At 51.0% G+C, this 15,253-nt stretch carries 14 protein-coding genes; 4 read left to right on the top strand and 10 right to left on the bottom strand.

Translation table 11 applies throughout. The annotated features are described in order from the left end of the window. Positions 1 to 154 precede the first annotated feature (154 nt). Positions 155 to 547 carry a DUF2750 domain-containing protein gene (locus ACO6UY_RS03415; protein ID WP_422449368.1) on the bottom strand — a complete coding sequence of 131 codons (393 nt, stop codon included), beginning with the start codon at positions 545 to 547 and terminating at the stop codon, positions 155 to 157. Between the two features lie 247 nt (positions 548 to 794). Here ACO6UY_RS03415 and ACO6UY_RS03420 point away from each other — a divergent pair, with 247 nt between their 5' ends. Then, on the top strand, positions 795 to 1,406 hold the full coding sequence (locus tag ACO6UY_RS03420) for a hypothetical protein (protein ID WP_422489065.1): 612 nt from the start codon (positions 795 to 797) through the stop codon (positions 1,404 to 1,406). Positions 1,407 to 1,455: 49 nt separating this feature from the next. Here the strand turns inward: ACO6UY_RS03420 and ACO6UY_RS03425 are convergent, their stop codons facing one another. Both ACO6UY_RS03425 and ACO6UY_RS03430 read right to left on the bottom strand, forming a co-directional pair. Continuing rightward, entirely contained in the window at positions 1,456 to 1,650 is a 195-nt protein-coding gene (locus tag ACO6UY_RS03425) for a DUF4250 domain-containing protein (RefSeq protein WP_101744843.1), read from the bottom strand. A 66-nt stretch (positions 1,651 to 1,716) separates the two neighbouring features. Further along, positions 1,717 to 2,748 carry a rhodanese-related sulfurtransferase gene (locus ACO6UY_RS03430; RefSeq protein WP_422449364.1) on the bottom strand — a complete coding sequence of 344 codons (1,032 nt, stop codon included), beginning with the start codon at positions 2,746 to 2,748 and terminating at the stop codon, positions 1,717 to 1,719. Between the two features lie 141 nt (positions 2,749 to 2,889). Between ACO6UY_RS03430 and nfsA the strand changes: the two genes are divergently transcribed. Both nfsA and ACO6UY_RS03440 read left to right on the top strand, forming a co-directional pair. Continuing rightward, positions 2,890 to 3,627, top strand: a complete 738-nt coding sequence (gene nfsA / locus ACO6UY_RS03435; protein ID WP_422449362.1) for an oxygen-insensitive NADPH nitroreductase — start codon at positions 2,890 to 2,892, stop codon at positions 3,625 to 3,627. Positions 3,628 to 3,865: 238 nt separating this feature from the next. After that, on the top strand, positions 3,866 to 5,317 hold the full coding sequence (locus tag ACO6UY_RS03440; protein ID WP_422449360.1) for an NAD-dependent succinate-semialdehyde dehydrogenase: 1,452 nt from the start codon (positions 3,866 to 3,868) through the stop codon (positions 5,315 to 5,317). Between the two features lie 7 nt (positions 5,318 to 5,324). Here the strand turns inward: ACO6UY_RS03440 and ACO6UY_RS03445 are convergent, their stop codons facing one another. From ACO6UY_RS03445 to ACO6UY_RS03460, 4 genes are all read right to left on the bottom strand, one after another. Further along, positions 5,325 to 6,032, bottom strand: a complete 708-nt coding sequence (locus ACO6UY_RS03445) for a hypothetical protein (protein ID WP_422449358.1) — start codon at positions 6,030 to 6,032, stop codon at positions 5,325 to 5,327. Beyond that, the gene (locus tag ACO6UY_RS03450) at positions 6,032 to 6,433 is read right to left on the bottom strand and encodes an SMI1/KNR4 family protein (RefSeq protein WP_163370593.1); all 402 of its coding nucleotides are present in this window, start codon (positions 6,431 to 6,433) and stop codon (positions 6,032 to 6,034) included. The genes ACO6UY_RS03445 and ACO6UY_RS03450 overlap by 1 nt, the downstream gene beginning before the upstream one ends. Positions 6,434 to 6,536: 103 nt before the next feature. Beyond that, complete coding sequence (locus ACO6UY_RS03455) at positions 6,537 to 7,871, bottom strand: DEAD/DEAH box helicase (protein ID WP_422449355.1); 1,335 nt, start codon at positions 7,869 to 7,871, stop codon at positions 6,537 to 6,539. 5 nt (positions 7,872 to 7,876) lie between these two features. Then, complete coding sequence (locus ACO6UY_RS03460) at positions 7,877 to 9,229, bottom strand: DEAD/DEAH box helicase (protein ID WP_422466745.1); 1,353 nt, start codon at positions 9,227 to 9,229, stop codon at positions 7,877 to 7,879. Positions 9,230 to 9,458: 229 nt separating this feature from the next. On the opposite strand from ACO6UY_RS03460, the gene rsuA reads away from it, so the two are divergent. Beyond that, entirely contained in the window at positions 9,459 to 10,160 is a 702-nt protein-coding gene (gene rsuA / locus ACO6UY_RS03465; RefSeq protein WP_422466747.1) for a 16S rRNA pseudouridine(516) synthase RsuA, read from the top strand. A 78-nt stretch (positions 10,161 to 10,238) separates the two neighbouring features. Here the strand turns inward: rsuA and ACO6UY_RS03470 are convergent, their stop codons facing one another. The 3 genes from ACO6UY_RS03470 to metG all read right to left on the bottom strand — a co-directional run bounded on the left by ACO6UY_RS03470 (position 10,239) and on the right by metG (position 15,206). After that, positions 10,239 to 12,332 (bottom strand): F-box/WD repeat-containing protein, encoded by a 2,094-nt coding sequence (locus ACO6UY_RS03470; protein ID WP_422449349.1) that lies wholly within the window; start codon positions 12,330 to 12,332, stop codon positions 10,239 to 10,241. Between the two features lie 2 nt (positions 12,333 to 12,334). Continuing rightward, positions 12,335 to 12,685 (bottom strand): hypothetical protein, encoded by a 351-nt coding sequence (locus ACO6UY_RS03475; protein WP_422449347.1) that lies wholly within the window; start codon positions 12,683 to 12,685, stop codon positions 12,335 to 12,337. A 397-nt stretch (positions 12,686 to 13,082) separates the two neighbouring features. Next, positions 13,083 to 15,206 (bottom strand): methionine--tRNA ligase, encoded by a 2,124-nt coding sequence (gene metG, locus ACO6UY_RS03480; protein ID WP_422489067.1) that lies wholly within the window; start codon positions 15,204 to 15,206, stop codon positions 13,083 to 13,085. Positions 15,207 to 15,253 lie beyond the last annotated feature (47 nt).

Raw genomic sequence — 15,253 nt, forward strand, 5'->3', positions numbered from 1 at the left:
AATGTGGAAATTATTTCGGGACATTCCTAAGCGGAACTATTGCCTGGTCATAAACAGCAGGAGCACAGAAAAAAGGCCTTCACCCTAACCGTCTCTGTGCCTCTGTGGTTAAAAGAGTAGGGTTAAAAGAGTAAGGTTAAAAGAGGGTAACGCCTTATCCCTGCTCCAACTCGCCAAGAATGGCTTCCTGCAGTTCAGAAGGTGTCACAACAAGCCCTTCTTCTTCATTAACCGGGAATATGGCCAACATGGTGTTATCCCGCTCCAGACCAGGCGTCCAGCGCTCCAGCCACACTTCCAGATTGATGGCTTTTGGCTGGCAGTCTGACCAGTCATCCACTGCCCAGGCTTTGGCGAAATCAGGGTGTGGCCAGATGGGCAGACACTCTTCACCATCACTGGATGACAGCTCTACCCAACCCTCGGGACTGTGCAGGCTCCAGATCTCTTCCCAGTCCGCCACTTTTTTCAGAAAGTAATCATAACGCTCATGGTCAGCCAGCTTCTGAATAGATTCGAACTGCCTGTCGTTGAGTTTGTAAGTCATCAGTCATCAACGCTAATGCATAAAATAGTGGGGGGAGTGTATTACCAGCGCAGGATTGAAAGCAAATGGTACGATAGAATGGTGTTCAGAATTCCGGATAAAAAATAATAACGGAAGAAAAAGCCCCGGAAGCTCTGTTTGGCGATGGGTTTGCCAGCTATAAATAGTCAATAAGGCGTTGGCTCTGGGCTTACTACTACTAAAACGGTATAGTCCGCCCCCTGTTTTATAGTCTGTTTTGTGATCTATGAAGTTGTATAGTACACCGCTGAAGGCTTGTCTGTTGGCGGGTTTGGTTCTGGCAGCCAGAGAGCTTTGCCCATTTTGGCCCACTATGGCTTTCATGGAAGAGATTCTGTTTTTCCTGGCCGGTCTGATTGCCGGCATCCGATTGCCGGATCTGGATTTTGTGATACCGGGGCTGTCCCACCGCTCAGCAATAACCCATTCCTGTATTCCTGCGCTGGTGGTTTGGGCTTTCGGTTTTTCAGCCATTGCCGCAGGTATGGCCCTGGGAATTGCCTTTCACCTGTCGTCGGATCTGCAACCCAAAGCCTGGACCGGTGGCGCACTGATCAAGTTTCCGTTGCTGGGCAGTATCGGGATGCTGTCGCCCATCTGGTTAATTGCCAATGTGATTGGTTGTCTGGCGATCTTTATGGAAGTGGTTTCCGGTGAACCTGTGGATGCCCGGCTGATGATAATGGCACTCTGTTTAATGGGGGCTGGCTGGTATTTTTTCCAGGAGGAAAAGCGCCCACTGTTACCGTTGATGACCCTGGGGTTTGCTGTTTTGCTGGTTCATGCAGTACGGGGGGGAACTTTATCGGTAAAGCAGGTGTGGCAATATTTTGTTTAGGGTCTGTTGATGTTTTTTGTTACAAGTTCAACAGACCCTCGATTACCGGTCAGTCATGAACGAACTGATTATTGATCGACTGATAATGAAAACGGATTTTATGAAGCTGGTTTTCGATCTCCTGTTTACTCATGTCCATCTCATCGGCCAGCTGATCCAGTGAGTTGCAGGTAAGCCTCAGCTTTTCGTTGACAATGCCCAGAAGGATAAAAGGGTTGAGGTTCTCGGGGTTTTCGAGTTCCATGGCGGCACTCCGTTCAAGTCAGCTGATGAAAAAACACCACTTGGCTGTACTTAAAACATAGCTCAGCTATTTAACTTTGCCTGCCCGGGTTCTCAGTTGCTGTTGCCTGCGTTCGTCTTTCTTTAATTGACGACGATGGACAACGGTCTTGGCAACTTCTGCGCCCATGTGGGCTTCACCTCGTGCCCTGGCCAGCTGCATCTGTTTTTCACGCTCCGAAAACCGTGCTTTTTGCTGTTCGCTCAGCAGGTCAAAACAGTGCGGGCAGCTGACACCCTGCTGGTACATATCACTTTGCTTATCGGCTTCCGTAATGGGTAAACGACAGGCGTTGCACTGGTCGTAGGAGCCCGGCTCAAGGTCATGATTCACCGTCACCCGTTCATCAAAGACAAAGCATTCACCTTCCCAGAGTGACTGCGCTTTCGGTACCTCTTCCAGGTATTTCAGGATGCCGCCTTTCAGATGGTAAACCTCGTCAAAGCCTTGTTCTTTGAGCAGGGCCGTGGACTTCTCGCAGCGTATGCCGCCAGTGCAGAACATGGCCACCTTTTTATGAGTTTCAGGATTCAGGTTGGCATTGACATATTGCGGAAACTGCCGGAAGGAATCTGTCTTTGGATTGATGGCGTGCTTGAAGGTGCCCACCTGAATTTCGTAATCGTTACGGGTATCCACCACAAGGACTTCAGGGTCACTGATCAGGCTATTCCAGTCTGCCGGTTCCACATAGGTCCCGACGGCCTTTTGTGGGTCAATGTCTTCCACTCCCATGGTGACAATCTCTTTTTTGAGTTTGACCCTGGTTCTTTTGAACGGCATGGATTCACTGAGGGACTCTTTGTATTCAATGGGGTTCAGACGGGTATCCCGGTTAAGCCAGGCCAGCAGCGCATTGATGCCTTCCCGGGTGCTGGCCACGGTGCCGTTAATGCCTTCCCGGGCAAGCAGCAGCGTCCCTCTGATATGGTTTGCTTCCATGGTTCTGAGCAGGGGTTCCCGCAGGCTGGTGAAGTTCTTCAGGGTAACGAATTTATAGAGGGCACAGACCACGATATGAGCGTCTGTTTGAGTGTTTTCTGGAGGCGAGAGTGTCATTGTCTTTATTGTCCTTGGTTAGCGGTCCGGAGCGTAAGTCCGGAGCTAGGAAAGGAATTCTAGCAGAGGCAGGCAGCCTTGAAAAATCCAGCCAAGGCTACAATAGTGCAGAATAATAATGGCCAGATTAAGAATAACACCATGACCCAACCGGTAATTGAACTGCTGCAATCGCACCGATCCATTCGCAAATTCACGGAACAGCCGATCGCAGAGTCCTTGTTGAGAGACTTGATCAGCGCGGGCCAAAGTGCCGCCACATCCAGCAATTTGCAGGGTGTCAGTGTTATTCGGGTCAGAAACCCTGAAACCCGCAAAGCCATGGCAGAGCTTGCCGGTGGCCAGACCTATGTGCAGCAGGCGGCTGAGTTTCTGGTGTTCTGTGCTGACCTGCATCGCTCTGGCTGGTGCTGTGAACAGTCGGGCAACACCATGGCAGACGGAATGACCGAGCATTTCATTATTGCCACGGTTGATGTTGCCCTGTTTGCCCAGAACGTGGTGGTCGCTGCTGAGTCAGAAGGGCTGGGTATCTGCTATATCGGAGGTCTGCGCAATGACCCGCAACAGGTCAGTGATTTGCTGGCGTTGCCGGAATATGTCTACCCCGTTTTTGGCCTCTGCCTTGGGTACCCGGATCAGGATCCGGAGTGTAAACCCAGACTGCCGCTGGAAGCTGTGCTGATGGAGGAGCATTACCAGCCAGTGAATAAGGCGCTGGTGGCTGAATATGATGAAACTATGAGAGCCTATTACCAGCGGCGGACCAAAGGCAAGCTGGATCGGGTCTGGTCTCAGGAAATGTCGGCCTTGCTGGGTAAAGAATCCCGCCCTCACATGAGGTCGTTTCTGGAGAAAAAAGGGTTCAGGATGCGCTGATTCAACTGAGATAAGCTGTTGCTTTAGTACATTGTTTCAATGAGTTTGACGGGTTGTCGTGCCTCCGCATTCCTTTCTTCCTGAGGCTTGTCGAAGGGCGCAAACTCCGGCCCCCGATAGATCGTGCCAAGCCCCCTTCGTCCGTGCATCCTGAGCGGAGCCGAAGGGCGCTCAGGGTGAACGGAGATTGTACACATCAAACTTTATAAACTGATGCAAGAAAAAATGAGGCAAGCTAATGAACCCATTTCTCTTTGAGAGTAACGAGGCATTTATTAACGGTCAGTGGGTTGGTGCACAAAGTGGCCGCACCTATTGGGTAACAAATCCCGCTACCGGACAACAGATTGCGGAAGTACCGGATATGGGGGCAGCAGATGCTGAACAGGCTGTTGAAGTAGCCAGTGAGGCCTTTAGTTCATGGAAAAGAACCACAGCCAAAGAGCGGGCAGGGCTTTTGATGAAATGGTTCCAGCTCATGACTTCGTATGCGGAGGACCTTGCTCAACTGTTAACCCTTGAGCAGGGAAAACCCTATAAGGAGGCATATGGTGAAGTATTGTATGGCGCATCCTTTATCGAATGGTTCGCCGAGGAAGGCAAGAGAACCTATGGTGATATCATTCCCTCTACGATGGCAACTGCCCGCTATTTAACGATGAAGCAACCGGTGGGGGTGGTCAGTGCCATAACGCCATGGAATTTTCCCGTTGCCATGATTGCTCGAAAAGCAGCACCGGCACTGGCAGCTGGCTGTACTATTGTTATCAAGCCAGCTGAAGACACCCCATTATGTGCGTTTGCGATGGCCAGGCTTGCGCAGCAGGCCGGAATTCCTGCGGGTGTGATTAATGTTATTACGTCGTCGTCTGCTGTAGAGACTGGTTCGGTGCTAACCACGCACCCTTTGGTTCGAAAGGTTTCCTTTACGGGGTCAACGCCGGTTGGTAAGCATCTTATACGTCAGAGTGCCGATACGGTAAAAAAAGTTTCCATGGAATTGGGCGGAAATGCTCCATTTATCGTCTTTGAAGACGCAGACATCGACAAGGCAGTGCAAGGGGCGTTGATTTCAAAATACAGGAATGCTGGCCAGACCTGTGTATGTACGAACCGCCTTTACGTACAGGACGGGGTCTACGATGAGTTCCTGGAGAAGTACACTGCAGCTGTTGCGGCACTTAAGGTGGGTAATGGCCTTGATAAAGAGACAGACATAGGCCCTATGATAAATAGCCGCGCAATAGAAAAAATTGCGTACCTCGTTAACCTGGCAAAAGAACAGGGGGCTACCGTGCATATGGGCGGGTCCCGATCCAATGTCGGAGACCTGTATTTTGAACCCACCATATTGACCAGTGTTGATGAAAGCATGGATGTGGCTCACCAGGAACTGTTCGGACCGGTCACTACGGTGTTCCGGTTCAAGTCAGAAGCTGACGTCATCCATCGGGCAAATAATACGCCGTTTGGGTTGGCTGCCTATTTTTATTCCCGTGATCTGTCACGAGTCTGGCGGGTCAGCGAAGCATTGGAGTATGGCATGGTCGCTGTTAATGAAGGTATCCTTTCCACCGAGGCAGCACCATTTGGCGGCATCAAAGAGTCCGGCATCGGGCGGGAAGGCTCAAAATATGGCATCGAAGACTATCTTGAAATCAAATATGTTTGTCTTGGTGTAGGAGAATAATCGGGTTTTATTTGATATTGGTTAATACCCTGATCAAGGTTTCGCTCAGCTTTTGGCTGGCCTTGCCCAGATTGTTCAGAAACTGCTCAACATTATCCAGTTCGATATCGATATGATCGGTCACGGATTTGATCGGCAGGAAGTCGATGCCGTAAAGATGAGCGGTGGCAGCAACGGCGGCACACTCCATCTCTTTGGCCATACCCTGGTTTTGCCTGATCCACTGCCTGTCGATATCCGGCATATCGAGGGAGTTGCCTGTGGTGACCACTCCAAGCTTATGCTCAATACCCTGAAAGTATTCGGGGCGATAGGCGGTTGGATAAGCGCCCATGGCAAAACGGTCAAAGCCTTTCAGGGGAACCCGGTGGTCATGGTAAACCACCGGCTGGTCGGAAGTGATGATATCTGCAATATCAGCATCGGCTGAAAAAGCACCGCAGGTGCCCGCATTAATGATCAGCTCCGGAGCAAACTCAATAATGGCGGACTGGGTATTCAGCGCGGCAAACTCGGTGCCTATCCTGTCGACACCGTACTCACTGGATGTGCCATTCAGGGAGATCATGATGGTATTACCAGCAAACTCACCCTGAAAGCGGGGGAAGTGACTTTGCAACCGGGGATCGGCGGGCAGTGCCTTGAGACCCAATTGATCAATGATTGGCCGGGCTTCCGCTGCCATGGCCATAATGATCAGAATTCGTTTCGACATTAGCTCTCCAGCCAGATATCCCTGGCCCATAACCAGATGGATGGCCAGCTGTCGTCAGTCACTTCACCGTCAGCCCAGCGAACCACTTCTCCTTCTTCGGAAATGCCATAGTATTCACCATTGCATTCACAAATGGGGATCAGCTCTCTCGGCAGACCTTCAGCCCAGGCATTGGCTGCGACTTCCGGCAGATAAGTATGGGATTGGGGATCAGTAACCGTCACCGGTTCAATGGAGCCATAAATAACATCACTGACGTGCAGCAGAAACTCCCGGAGTTCGTAGGGAAGGGGAATCAGAATCTGTTCTTCCACTTCCACCAGCTGGTCTTCATCCGGCAGTTCCAGTGGGACTGACACATCCAGGGCCCGTTCCCGCAGTTCTTCAATAATATCTTCCATTGTATGCGACCTTTGTCACCCGCTTTCTACGGTGGGAATACCCGGCAGAGGCAGGGTATTCCCAGCTTATTGCTTTTCACCTGGCTGAAATGAATCAGCCTGGTCAGGACTTCCGTTTTTTCCCTGAGAAAACAGCAGGCCTTTTCTTTGACGCAGTACCTGAAGGCTTTCTGGTGCTGCCATTGCGTGATTTATTACCCGAACGCTGTTTTATCGCAGGCTTTCCTGTTTTCAGGTCAGGTTTGCTTCGCTTGTTGCGGGTTTTACCGGCTGGCTCATCAATCTCAGCAGGACGCACCTCGCCATCTTCAAAGTAGGGCAGAGGTTCTATTTCCAGTGGTTTTTTGATCAGCTGCTGGATACCGGCCAATAACTTTTTCTCTTCCGGGTTCACCAGGGAGATAGCCCTGCCTTTTTGTCCGGCGCGGCCGGTGCGGCCAATGCGGTGCACGTAGTCCTGGGGAACTTTGGGCAGGTCATAATTGATGACCAGCGGCAGCTGTTCGATATCCAGGCCTCTGGCGGCCACATCCGTTGCTACCAGAACATCAAAATAGTTATCCTTAAAATCTTCCAGTGTGCGAATACGCAGGTACTGACTTTTATCGCTGTGAATGGGCTGGGCATTGATGCCGTCTTCTGCCAGCAACTCGGCAACCTTGTTGGCGGCTTTTTTAGTGCGGACAAACACCAGCACTTTCTGCCAGCGACCACCATGGATGAGATAGCTGAGAATCTCCGGTTTGTCCTGCTGGTCCACCGGGTAGAAAGACTGGGATACGGTGTTAGCAGCAGAGTTGGGGTTTTCCAGTTCAATCTTGACCGGATGGCGCATGAATTCATGGGCCAGCTGTTTAATGTCTTTGGAAAAGGTGGCGGAGAACAACAGGTTCTGACGTTTTGTCGGCGCGTTTTGCACAATGTGTTGAATATCGTCACGGAAACCCAGGTCCAGCATCCGGTCGGCTTCATCCAGCACCAGTATTCTCAAACTGTCCAGTTGGATATGCTTCCGGTTGATCATGTCCACCAGGCGACCGGGTGTCGCCACTAGGACATCAACGCCTTCTTTCAGAACCTGCAACTGATCGTCAATATCTACGCCACCATAGACGGCAGCTGTCTTGATAGCCGTGTGCTTGCCATAGGTCTGGAAACTATTATCAACCTGAATGGCCAGCTCCCTGGTAGGGACCAGCACCAGGGCGCGGATCGCTTTACTGGTTCTCATCTGCGCCAGCCGGTGCAGGATTGGCAAAGTGAAACTGGCGGTTTTACCGGTGCCGGTCTGGGCAGATGCCATCAGGTCACGGCCAGTTAAAGCCATGGGAATCGCTTTGGCCTGAACTGGGGTGGGATTCTGGTAGCCCGCTTCATTGACTGCCTGAATCAGCAACTCATCCAGCCCAAGAGCGGAAAAAGGTAGGTTATTGCTCATGTGTATTATTTCCTGCGCCTGGGTGGTTCAAAACCGGAATCGGTTGAGGTGGTTGCAGTGGTGGGTTTGGCTTCGGCCGCCGGTGTACGACGTTTGCCCACGTTCTTCTGCTCCCGGTGACGTTGTTTATCCGCCGGTTGTTTTTTACCAGCGCCTTTTTTACCGGCCGGTTTTTTCTTGCCGGCGGCTTTGCCAGAACTTTTCAGCTTTTTGGGGCCTTTATAGCTGCCCGGCAGTTCTTTGATGGTGCGTTTCTCAAACCGCAGCCGGAGGTAGCGTTCAATACCCGACATCCGGTTCCATTCGTCCGGTCCAATCAGGGAGATGGCCAGCCCCTGTTCTCCGGCACGTCCGGTACGGCCAATCCGGTGGACATAGTCATCACCGTTACGGGCCATTTCCAGGTTGATAACCAGTTCCACACCTTTGATATCCAGGCCTCGGGCTGCCACATCGGTAGCAATCAGAATGTTGATCTTGCCATCCAGCAGCAGGCGCATAACGTGCTTGCGCTCCCGCTGGTCCATATCCCCGTGGAGTACGCCGACCTTCAGGCCTTTAACCCGGATTTTGCCGACAAACTCCTCAGCCCGGGCTTTGGTATTGGTGAACACCAGGGCTTTGTCATAGGTTTCATTCCGAAGCAGCCAGATCAGCTGTTTTTCTTTATGGGCGGCATCGTCCGAGAGAATAATCTGCTGGTGGATATTGGCGTGCTTTTCCTGGACAGAGTTCAGCTTCAGACGGGCTGGGTCGTTCAATACCTGGTAGGCCATTTCACCCAGGCCCCGGGCTTCCAGGGTTGCTGAGAACAGGAAGGTCTGGCGATCGCCATGGCACTCTTCCACGATACTCAAAACATCGGGACCAAAGCCCATATCCAGCATGCGGTCCGCTTCATCCAGTACCAGGTATTCCAGGTCGCTGAAATCGTGGTTGCCGTTTTTTATATGCTCAATCAGGCGGCCGGGGGTGGCAATAATGATTTCGGGGTTTTTCCGCAGAGTGTTTACCTGATGGCGATAGTCCTCACCACCAACGATCAGCCCTGCCTTGATGTAGGTATAGCGTGCCAGGGCTTCACACTCTTTTAACACCTGCAGGCCCAACTCCCGGGTAGGCACGAGCACCAGTGCCCGGGTACTGGTTTTGGGCGAAGGGGTGGTGTGCATATGGTTGAGCATGGGCAGCAGAAACGCTGCGGTCTTACCACTGCCGGTTTCTGCGCTGACCATCAGATCCTTGCCGGTCATAGCCAGAGGTAGGGTTTGTTCCTGAACCGGGGTGGCCTGTTCAAACCCGAGTTCAGAGAGTGCTTTTTGCACCCGTTCATGGAGAGCCAGCTCAGAAAAAAGCAATGGGGAGTTCCTCGACCATAGGTGAAATACGGTTTTCTAGAAGGGAGATAAATGGTGAAGTATTCTATGACTGATGACTTGGAAAGCCAATATGTGAAAATTCATAAATAGTGAGTGGTTTGCGGTGGCTGAAGCAATGGGGTTTCAGTTACCCAACTCCCTGCATTGTTACTGGCTATAACGCTCCTTTGATATTAACATCCCGTTTTTCAGGCATAGTCTTCCCCGAATGCGTTTAGATAAATACCTCTGCGAAAGTACCGAACTCTCACGTGCCAATGCCAAAAAATGTTTGCACCGAGGTGAAGTGACCTGTGATGGCATTGTGGTAAAAAACAGTGCCTTCAAAGTGCCGGATACCTGTGAAGTCCGTTTGCTGGGTGAGCTGGTCAAAGCTCGCGGGCTGCGCTATATCATGCTCAACAAACCCGAAGATACGCTCTGTTCCAATGTGGATGAGGTCTATCCATCGGTTCTCTCGTTGCTGGATATTCCCAAGGCTTATTCACTCCATATCGCTGGCCGCCTGGATGCAGATACGACAGGGCTGGTATTGATTACCGATGATGGGCAATGGTCCCATCGCTTGGCCTCGCCCGTAAAAGTGTGTGGCAAGCGCTATCGCGTGCAATTAGCCGACCCTCTGCCAGAAGATAAGACCGCAGAACTGATTGAGCGGTTTGCCAGCGGTATTGAATTGAAAGGTGAGAAAGCACCGACCAAGCCTGCCTTGCTGAAAGTTCTGACACCCTCAGAGGTATTGTTGACCATTACTGAGGGTAAATATCATCAGGTTAAGCGTATGTTTGCGACCATTGGCAATAAAGTGGTGAGTCTGCATCGCGAACAGGTTGGGGATATTGGCCTTGATGTATCTCTGAGGCCCGGGGAGTGGCGCTATCTGACTCAGGATGAAATCGACTCAGTGTGATCGGCTGACCCGGAAGAATAGCAAATAAGCCCTGCTAATGAATGCCACCTCGCCACGGGCGCTATGCTCAGACAGTCTTTAATCATTTAACTGTGGATCAGCTTGCGGACTTTTTTTGCATGGAGGCGGCAACGGCAAACAGGTAATTTTCGAGGGCGACGGTGGCGCTAAATCCTTCCCATACAGGCACCAGACTTTAAATTGCGTGGTATCAAGGCTTATGGTGACGATATGGCTGCTGTTGGCATTGAATTCTGCCAGGCCGAGCCGGTAAGAGTGGTGCAGGGAGGCTTTTACCTGTAACTCTTTGCGATCAGCCTCAATGCCAATGATCAGAGCGTTGCCGCTACAGTCACAGATGGCAACATGGGAGCCATCGTGGTTAAACTGACCTGATTGAACCCCGCTTTCTGGTACAATATTGCCGATTTGCAACCACTGGCCACTGGCATTACGAGAGTGGATTCTGGCTTGGTGATTGACGCTGTGTTTTGTTGAGTTGTTTCCGGACAGGGTCAAAATTCGGCAGCTATCAGCGCTGAATTGGGTGGAGGTGATTTGACGTTTATGGGTAATGGAATATTGCTGTGACCAACTCCTGTGGTCTACATCAAACTCGTAGATTTTCGCCGAGCAATCATCACTGGCTGTTATTATCAGGAGACTATTGGGACTAAAGTGGGCAGATCTAACCCGCCCGGTATGGTGAATAACCGCTTTAAACTGCCAATTGTTGCCGGTGTCACAACTGAAGATTTTGCAGGTATGATCACTACTGGCCGTCACGACATGTCTGCTGTCAGGGCTGAAGAAAGCTGTCCAAATCCGTTCTGAGTGGGTGATGTCGGCTTTTTTTGTCCAACGGCCATCGGCATTAACGCTGTAAATCGTTGCTGTCTGGCCGCCATTCTGATGAAGGCTGACGGTGATGATATGGTTGCCATCCGGGCTGAACCTGGCTGAGAACACCCTGCCATTATGGTTCAGGGTGGTTCTTGTCAGCCATGTGCCGTTGGCAAACTCATGGATTTTTACGGTGTGATCATCACTGGCAGTCACTAGCAGGCGGCTATCAGGGCTGAATTCAGCTGAATTAACAATCCCCTCATGGGTAATCCTCGCTGTTGATGCCCAGCAGCCAGTTTGATCCACTGAGCAGATGTATGCACTCATATCTTCGCTGGCCGTCACTGCATGGCGACTATCGGGGCTGAAGGTGGCCGATACGATCTCCTTTTCATGGGCAACGAAGAGTTGCCCTGCCCAGCAGTCAGTGGCAGTACGGCTGGAGATTTTTACCGCCCGGTAGCCACAGCGGCTCATTATATGGCGTTTATCAGCGCTGAGGGAGACCGCCCTGACGCAGCCCCAGCGATGAATGGAGATCTCCCTGTGGTCAAGGTTCTTCGCTGACAGGATATGAATTTTTGCACAGCAATCGGCACTATCACAGTTGGTTACCAGGTAGCTGACATCACTGGGAGTGAGCAGGCACAGGTCGGATTTAAAGGACTTGCACTGAATGTCTGATACTAAAGCCGGGTTAAAGGCTGGAAAGTCAAACATGAGTTTAGCCACCCGGTAAAACAGGCGTTGAGGGAACGATGTTATCTTTTCCGGGTTGCAGGCCTCAAGGTCGTCCGTCGCCTCCCCGGCCAGCTGGCTGCAAAGACGGCTGACCAGCACTTCATCACGGGTAAACTGCATAAGCCAGGCTTTCAGTTTATGTTGACTGATGTTTTTCGCGATCCGGGTGAATTGCTGCTTTTGTGATGTCTCGAACTGTGCGTACCATGCCTGGCTCCTGACGGTCAGAATACTGGTGGCTAAATTCCTTAAATCCAGACAGGTTTTTTCTATCGCCACAATATCTCTGTGTGATAAATAACCCAAAATCCGTAATAAAGGTTCACTTGGCATGGCCAGTAATGGAAAGCAGTCCCGGGCAGGAACAGTGGTGACACCATGGCTGGTACCATTTTCTGTCGGATCATTGGTCTCAAGTAACGGCTCATTTTTGACGGGCGAAACCTCAGTTTCTATTGTTATTTTAGCGATTTTACTGGGTTGTAGATGATCGCATGTAGAATTTGCCAGTCTTTTTTGAGGAGTTACGGTCTCAAAAGCTAAAGCGTTATAGTCATTAGGTTGGCCAACTTTATTGGTATTCATCTTTAAAACTTCCATGGTACGGAGTAAGGGTGATCCTTGTTAATGGCATGATTTAACTCGTGCGGTAGCTTTGAGTCTTCCGGAGGGAACAGAGATTTAATATCTTCGATCGGACGTACATGGAACTGGGTGAGGGTGTTTTGTAGAAGAATGTGACAGGTGTCAGCCCTGGAAAAGGTTACCGGAACTTTGTGGAGTGTATCGTTGATTGACTTGCCAGCAAAAAATCGGTAACGGTCTTCCTGGACCTGGAAGACATGTAACAGGAGGTAAGTGTTGCCGGAATTGCTACCGTAAGTCCGCAATTCGAAAGCTGCACCGACATTGTTCGCTGTTATGTTAGGGTTCTGCATACTCTTATTCCTTTAAGCTTGTGATTGGTATGTTGTTGAATGTCAAACAGCCACACTTTAAGACAGATTTCTGAAGCAAAAGTTCATGGGAGCCAGTGTGACCGTGTTGGTAGGATCGGGTTCAGTTTCATTTGCTGAGATCGCCCTGTCTGATGCAACCGGGAAAACAACTGGCTTTCAATGCGCTGATGTTTGAGAACCAACCGATCTGTTTTCGGTCAGCGTGCTGGCTGGACAAAAAGACTGAAGTTTTACCGGGGATCAGGCTCAGTGGTTTGGTATCGACGCCGGGCGGATAAGAAAAGGAGATCGAGCGGATATCGTGGTAATCAGCCCGGTGATATGGACTTAAGAGCGCAGCTGTCGGGCTACGCTCTAATTCTATGGCTGAGGACGATTACATCACACGCATGCCAGGCTGAGCGCCTTCGTGAGGCTCAAGAATCCACAGATCCTTACCGCCGGGGCCTGCGGCCAATACCATGCCTTCACTCACACCAAACTTCATTTTACGTGGAGCCAGATTGGCCACCATAACCGTATGTTTGCCCACCAGGGCTTCTGGTGCATAGGCAGACTTGATGCCGGCAAAGACATTGCGAGGCTCGGGTTCGCCAATATCCAGGGTCAGACGCAGCAGCTTGCCCGCCCCTTCCACCAGTTCGGCGTTGACAATTCTGGCGATACGCAGATCAACTCTGGCGAAGTCATCAAAGGTGATTTCATCGGCAACAGGGTCTTTCTCTAACCATTCAGAAGAAACAGCAGACGTTTCAGCTGGCTTATTGGATGATTCCATCTGGGCCAGGACCTCCTTACTGGCTTCGATCATGGACGCTACTTTATCGGCTTCGACGCGGGTCATCAATGGTTCAAATTTATTGACGTGGTGATCCAGAAGCAGCGTCTGGCTGTCCTGCCAGGTGAGAGGGGCAACATTGAGGAAGGCCTCCGCTTTCACCGTCATGGCTGGCAGTACCGGCTTGAGATAGATCATCAGTAGTCGGAACAGGTTGATGCCGGTGCTGCAGATGTCATGCAGAACCTGTCTTTTCTCAAGAGAGTTGCCCTGTTCTTTGGCAACTACCCATGGCTTCACTTCGTCAATCCAGGCATTGGCTTTGTCTGCCAGGGCCATGATCTCACGCATCGCCTTGCCAAATTCGCGGCCTTCATAGTGCCCGGCAATACGCTGTGCCGCTGCCTGGAAGTCGGCGGTGAGTTCCGGTGCGCCCTTCTCGGAAGAAAGGGTGGCAGAAAGCCTGCCGCCAAAACGCTTATTGATAAAACCGGCATTACGGCTGGCAATATTGACCACCTTGCCCACCAGATCCGAGTTTACCCGTTGGATAAAGTCATCGGTATTCAGGTCAAGGTCATCAATACGGTTGGAGAGTTTGGCGGCGTAGTAATAACGCAGATACTCAGGGTCCAGGTGTTCCAGGTAAGTACGGGCGGTGATGAATGTGCCACGGGACTTGGACATCTTTTCACCGTTCACGGTCAGATAGCCATGCACATTCACACGGGTTGGGGTGCGATAGTTGGTACCGTGGAGCATGGCTGGCCAGAACAGGCAGTGGAAGTTGACAATGTCCTTGCCAATAAAATGGTGCACCTCGCACTGGCTGTCTTTCTGCCAGTACTCATCAAAGTTCAGGTCATCGCGGCGCTGGCAGAGGTTTTCAAATGCTGCCATATAACCAATGGGCGCATCCAGCCATACATAAAAGTATTTACCGGTTTCTCCAGGAATTTCAAAGCCGAAGTAAGGCGCATCACGGGAGATATCCCAGTCCTGCAGACCGGCATCCAGCCACTCCGCCAGTTTGTTGGCAATTTCTTCGGAGATGGTGCCAGAGCGGGTCCACTGCTTCAGGAAGTCAGCAAAATCCGAGAGTTTGAAGAAGAAATGCTCACTCTCTTTGTCAACGGGAGCGGCACCGGAAATGGCTGACCGGGCGTTTTTCAGTTCCGCCGGTGAGTAGGTCGCTCCACAGGCTTCACAGTTGTCGCCATACTGACCAGAGGCACCACATTTCGGGCAGTCACCCTTGATGTAACGGTCGGCCAGAAACATCTGTTTCTCAGGATCATAAGCCTGAATGATATTGCGACTGACAATATGGCCCTTTTCCTTCAGAGACAGGTAAATCGCTTCTGAGAGCTTGCGGTTTTCTTCCGAGTGGGTGGAGTAATAATTATCAAATGCCACATGGAACTCACCAAAATCGCGAACCCGTTCGATGTTAATGCGAGCCACGGACTCTTCCGGTGACATGCCCTGTTTTTCCGCATGGAGGCTGATGGCGGTGCCATGGGCATCATCAGCACAAACGTAGGTACATTGGTGGCCAGACAGTTTCTGGAAACGAACCCAGATATCAGTCTGGATGTATTCCACCAGATGCCCCATGTGTAAAGGGCCGTTGGCATAGGGCAGGGCACTGGTGACAAGTATTTTGCGTTGGCTCATTCGATTCTGTCTTGATGGTCGGATAAAAAAACGGGAATGCGGCATTATACAAACTGTCCAGAGGAAAGCCTATTCGTGAAAAGTTCGATCGT

It is taken from the genome of Endozoicomonas sp. ALE010 (assembly GCF_049310165.1).
Classification (GTDB): domain Bacteria; phylum Pseudomonadota; class Gammaproteobacteria; order Pseudomonadales; family Endozoicomonadaceae; genus Endozoicomonas.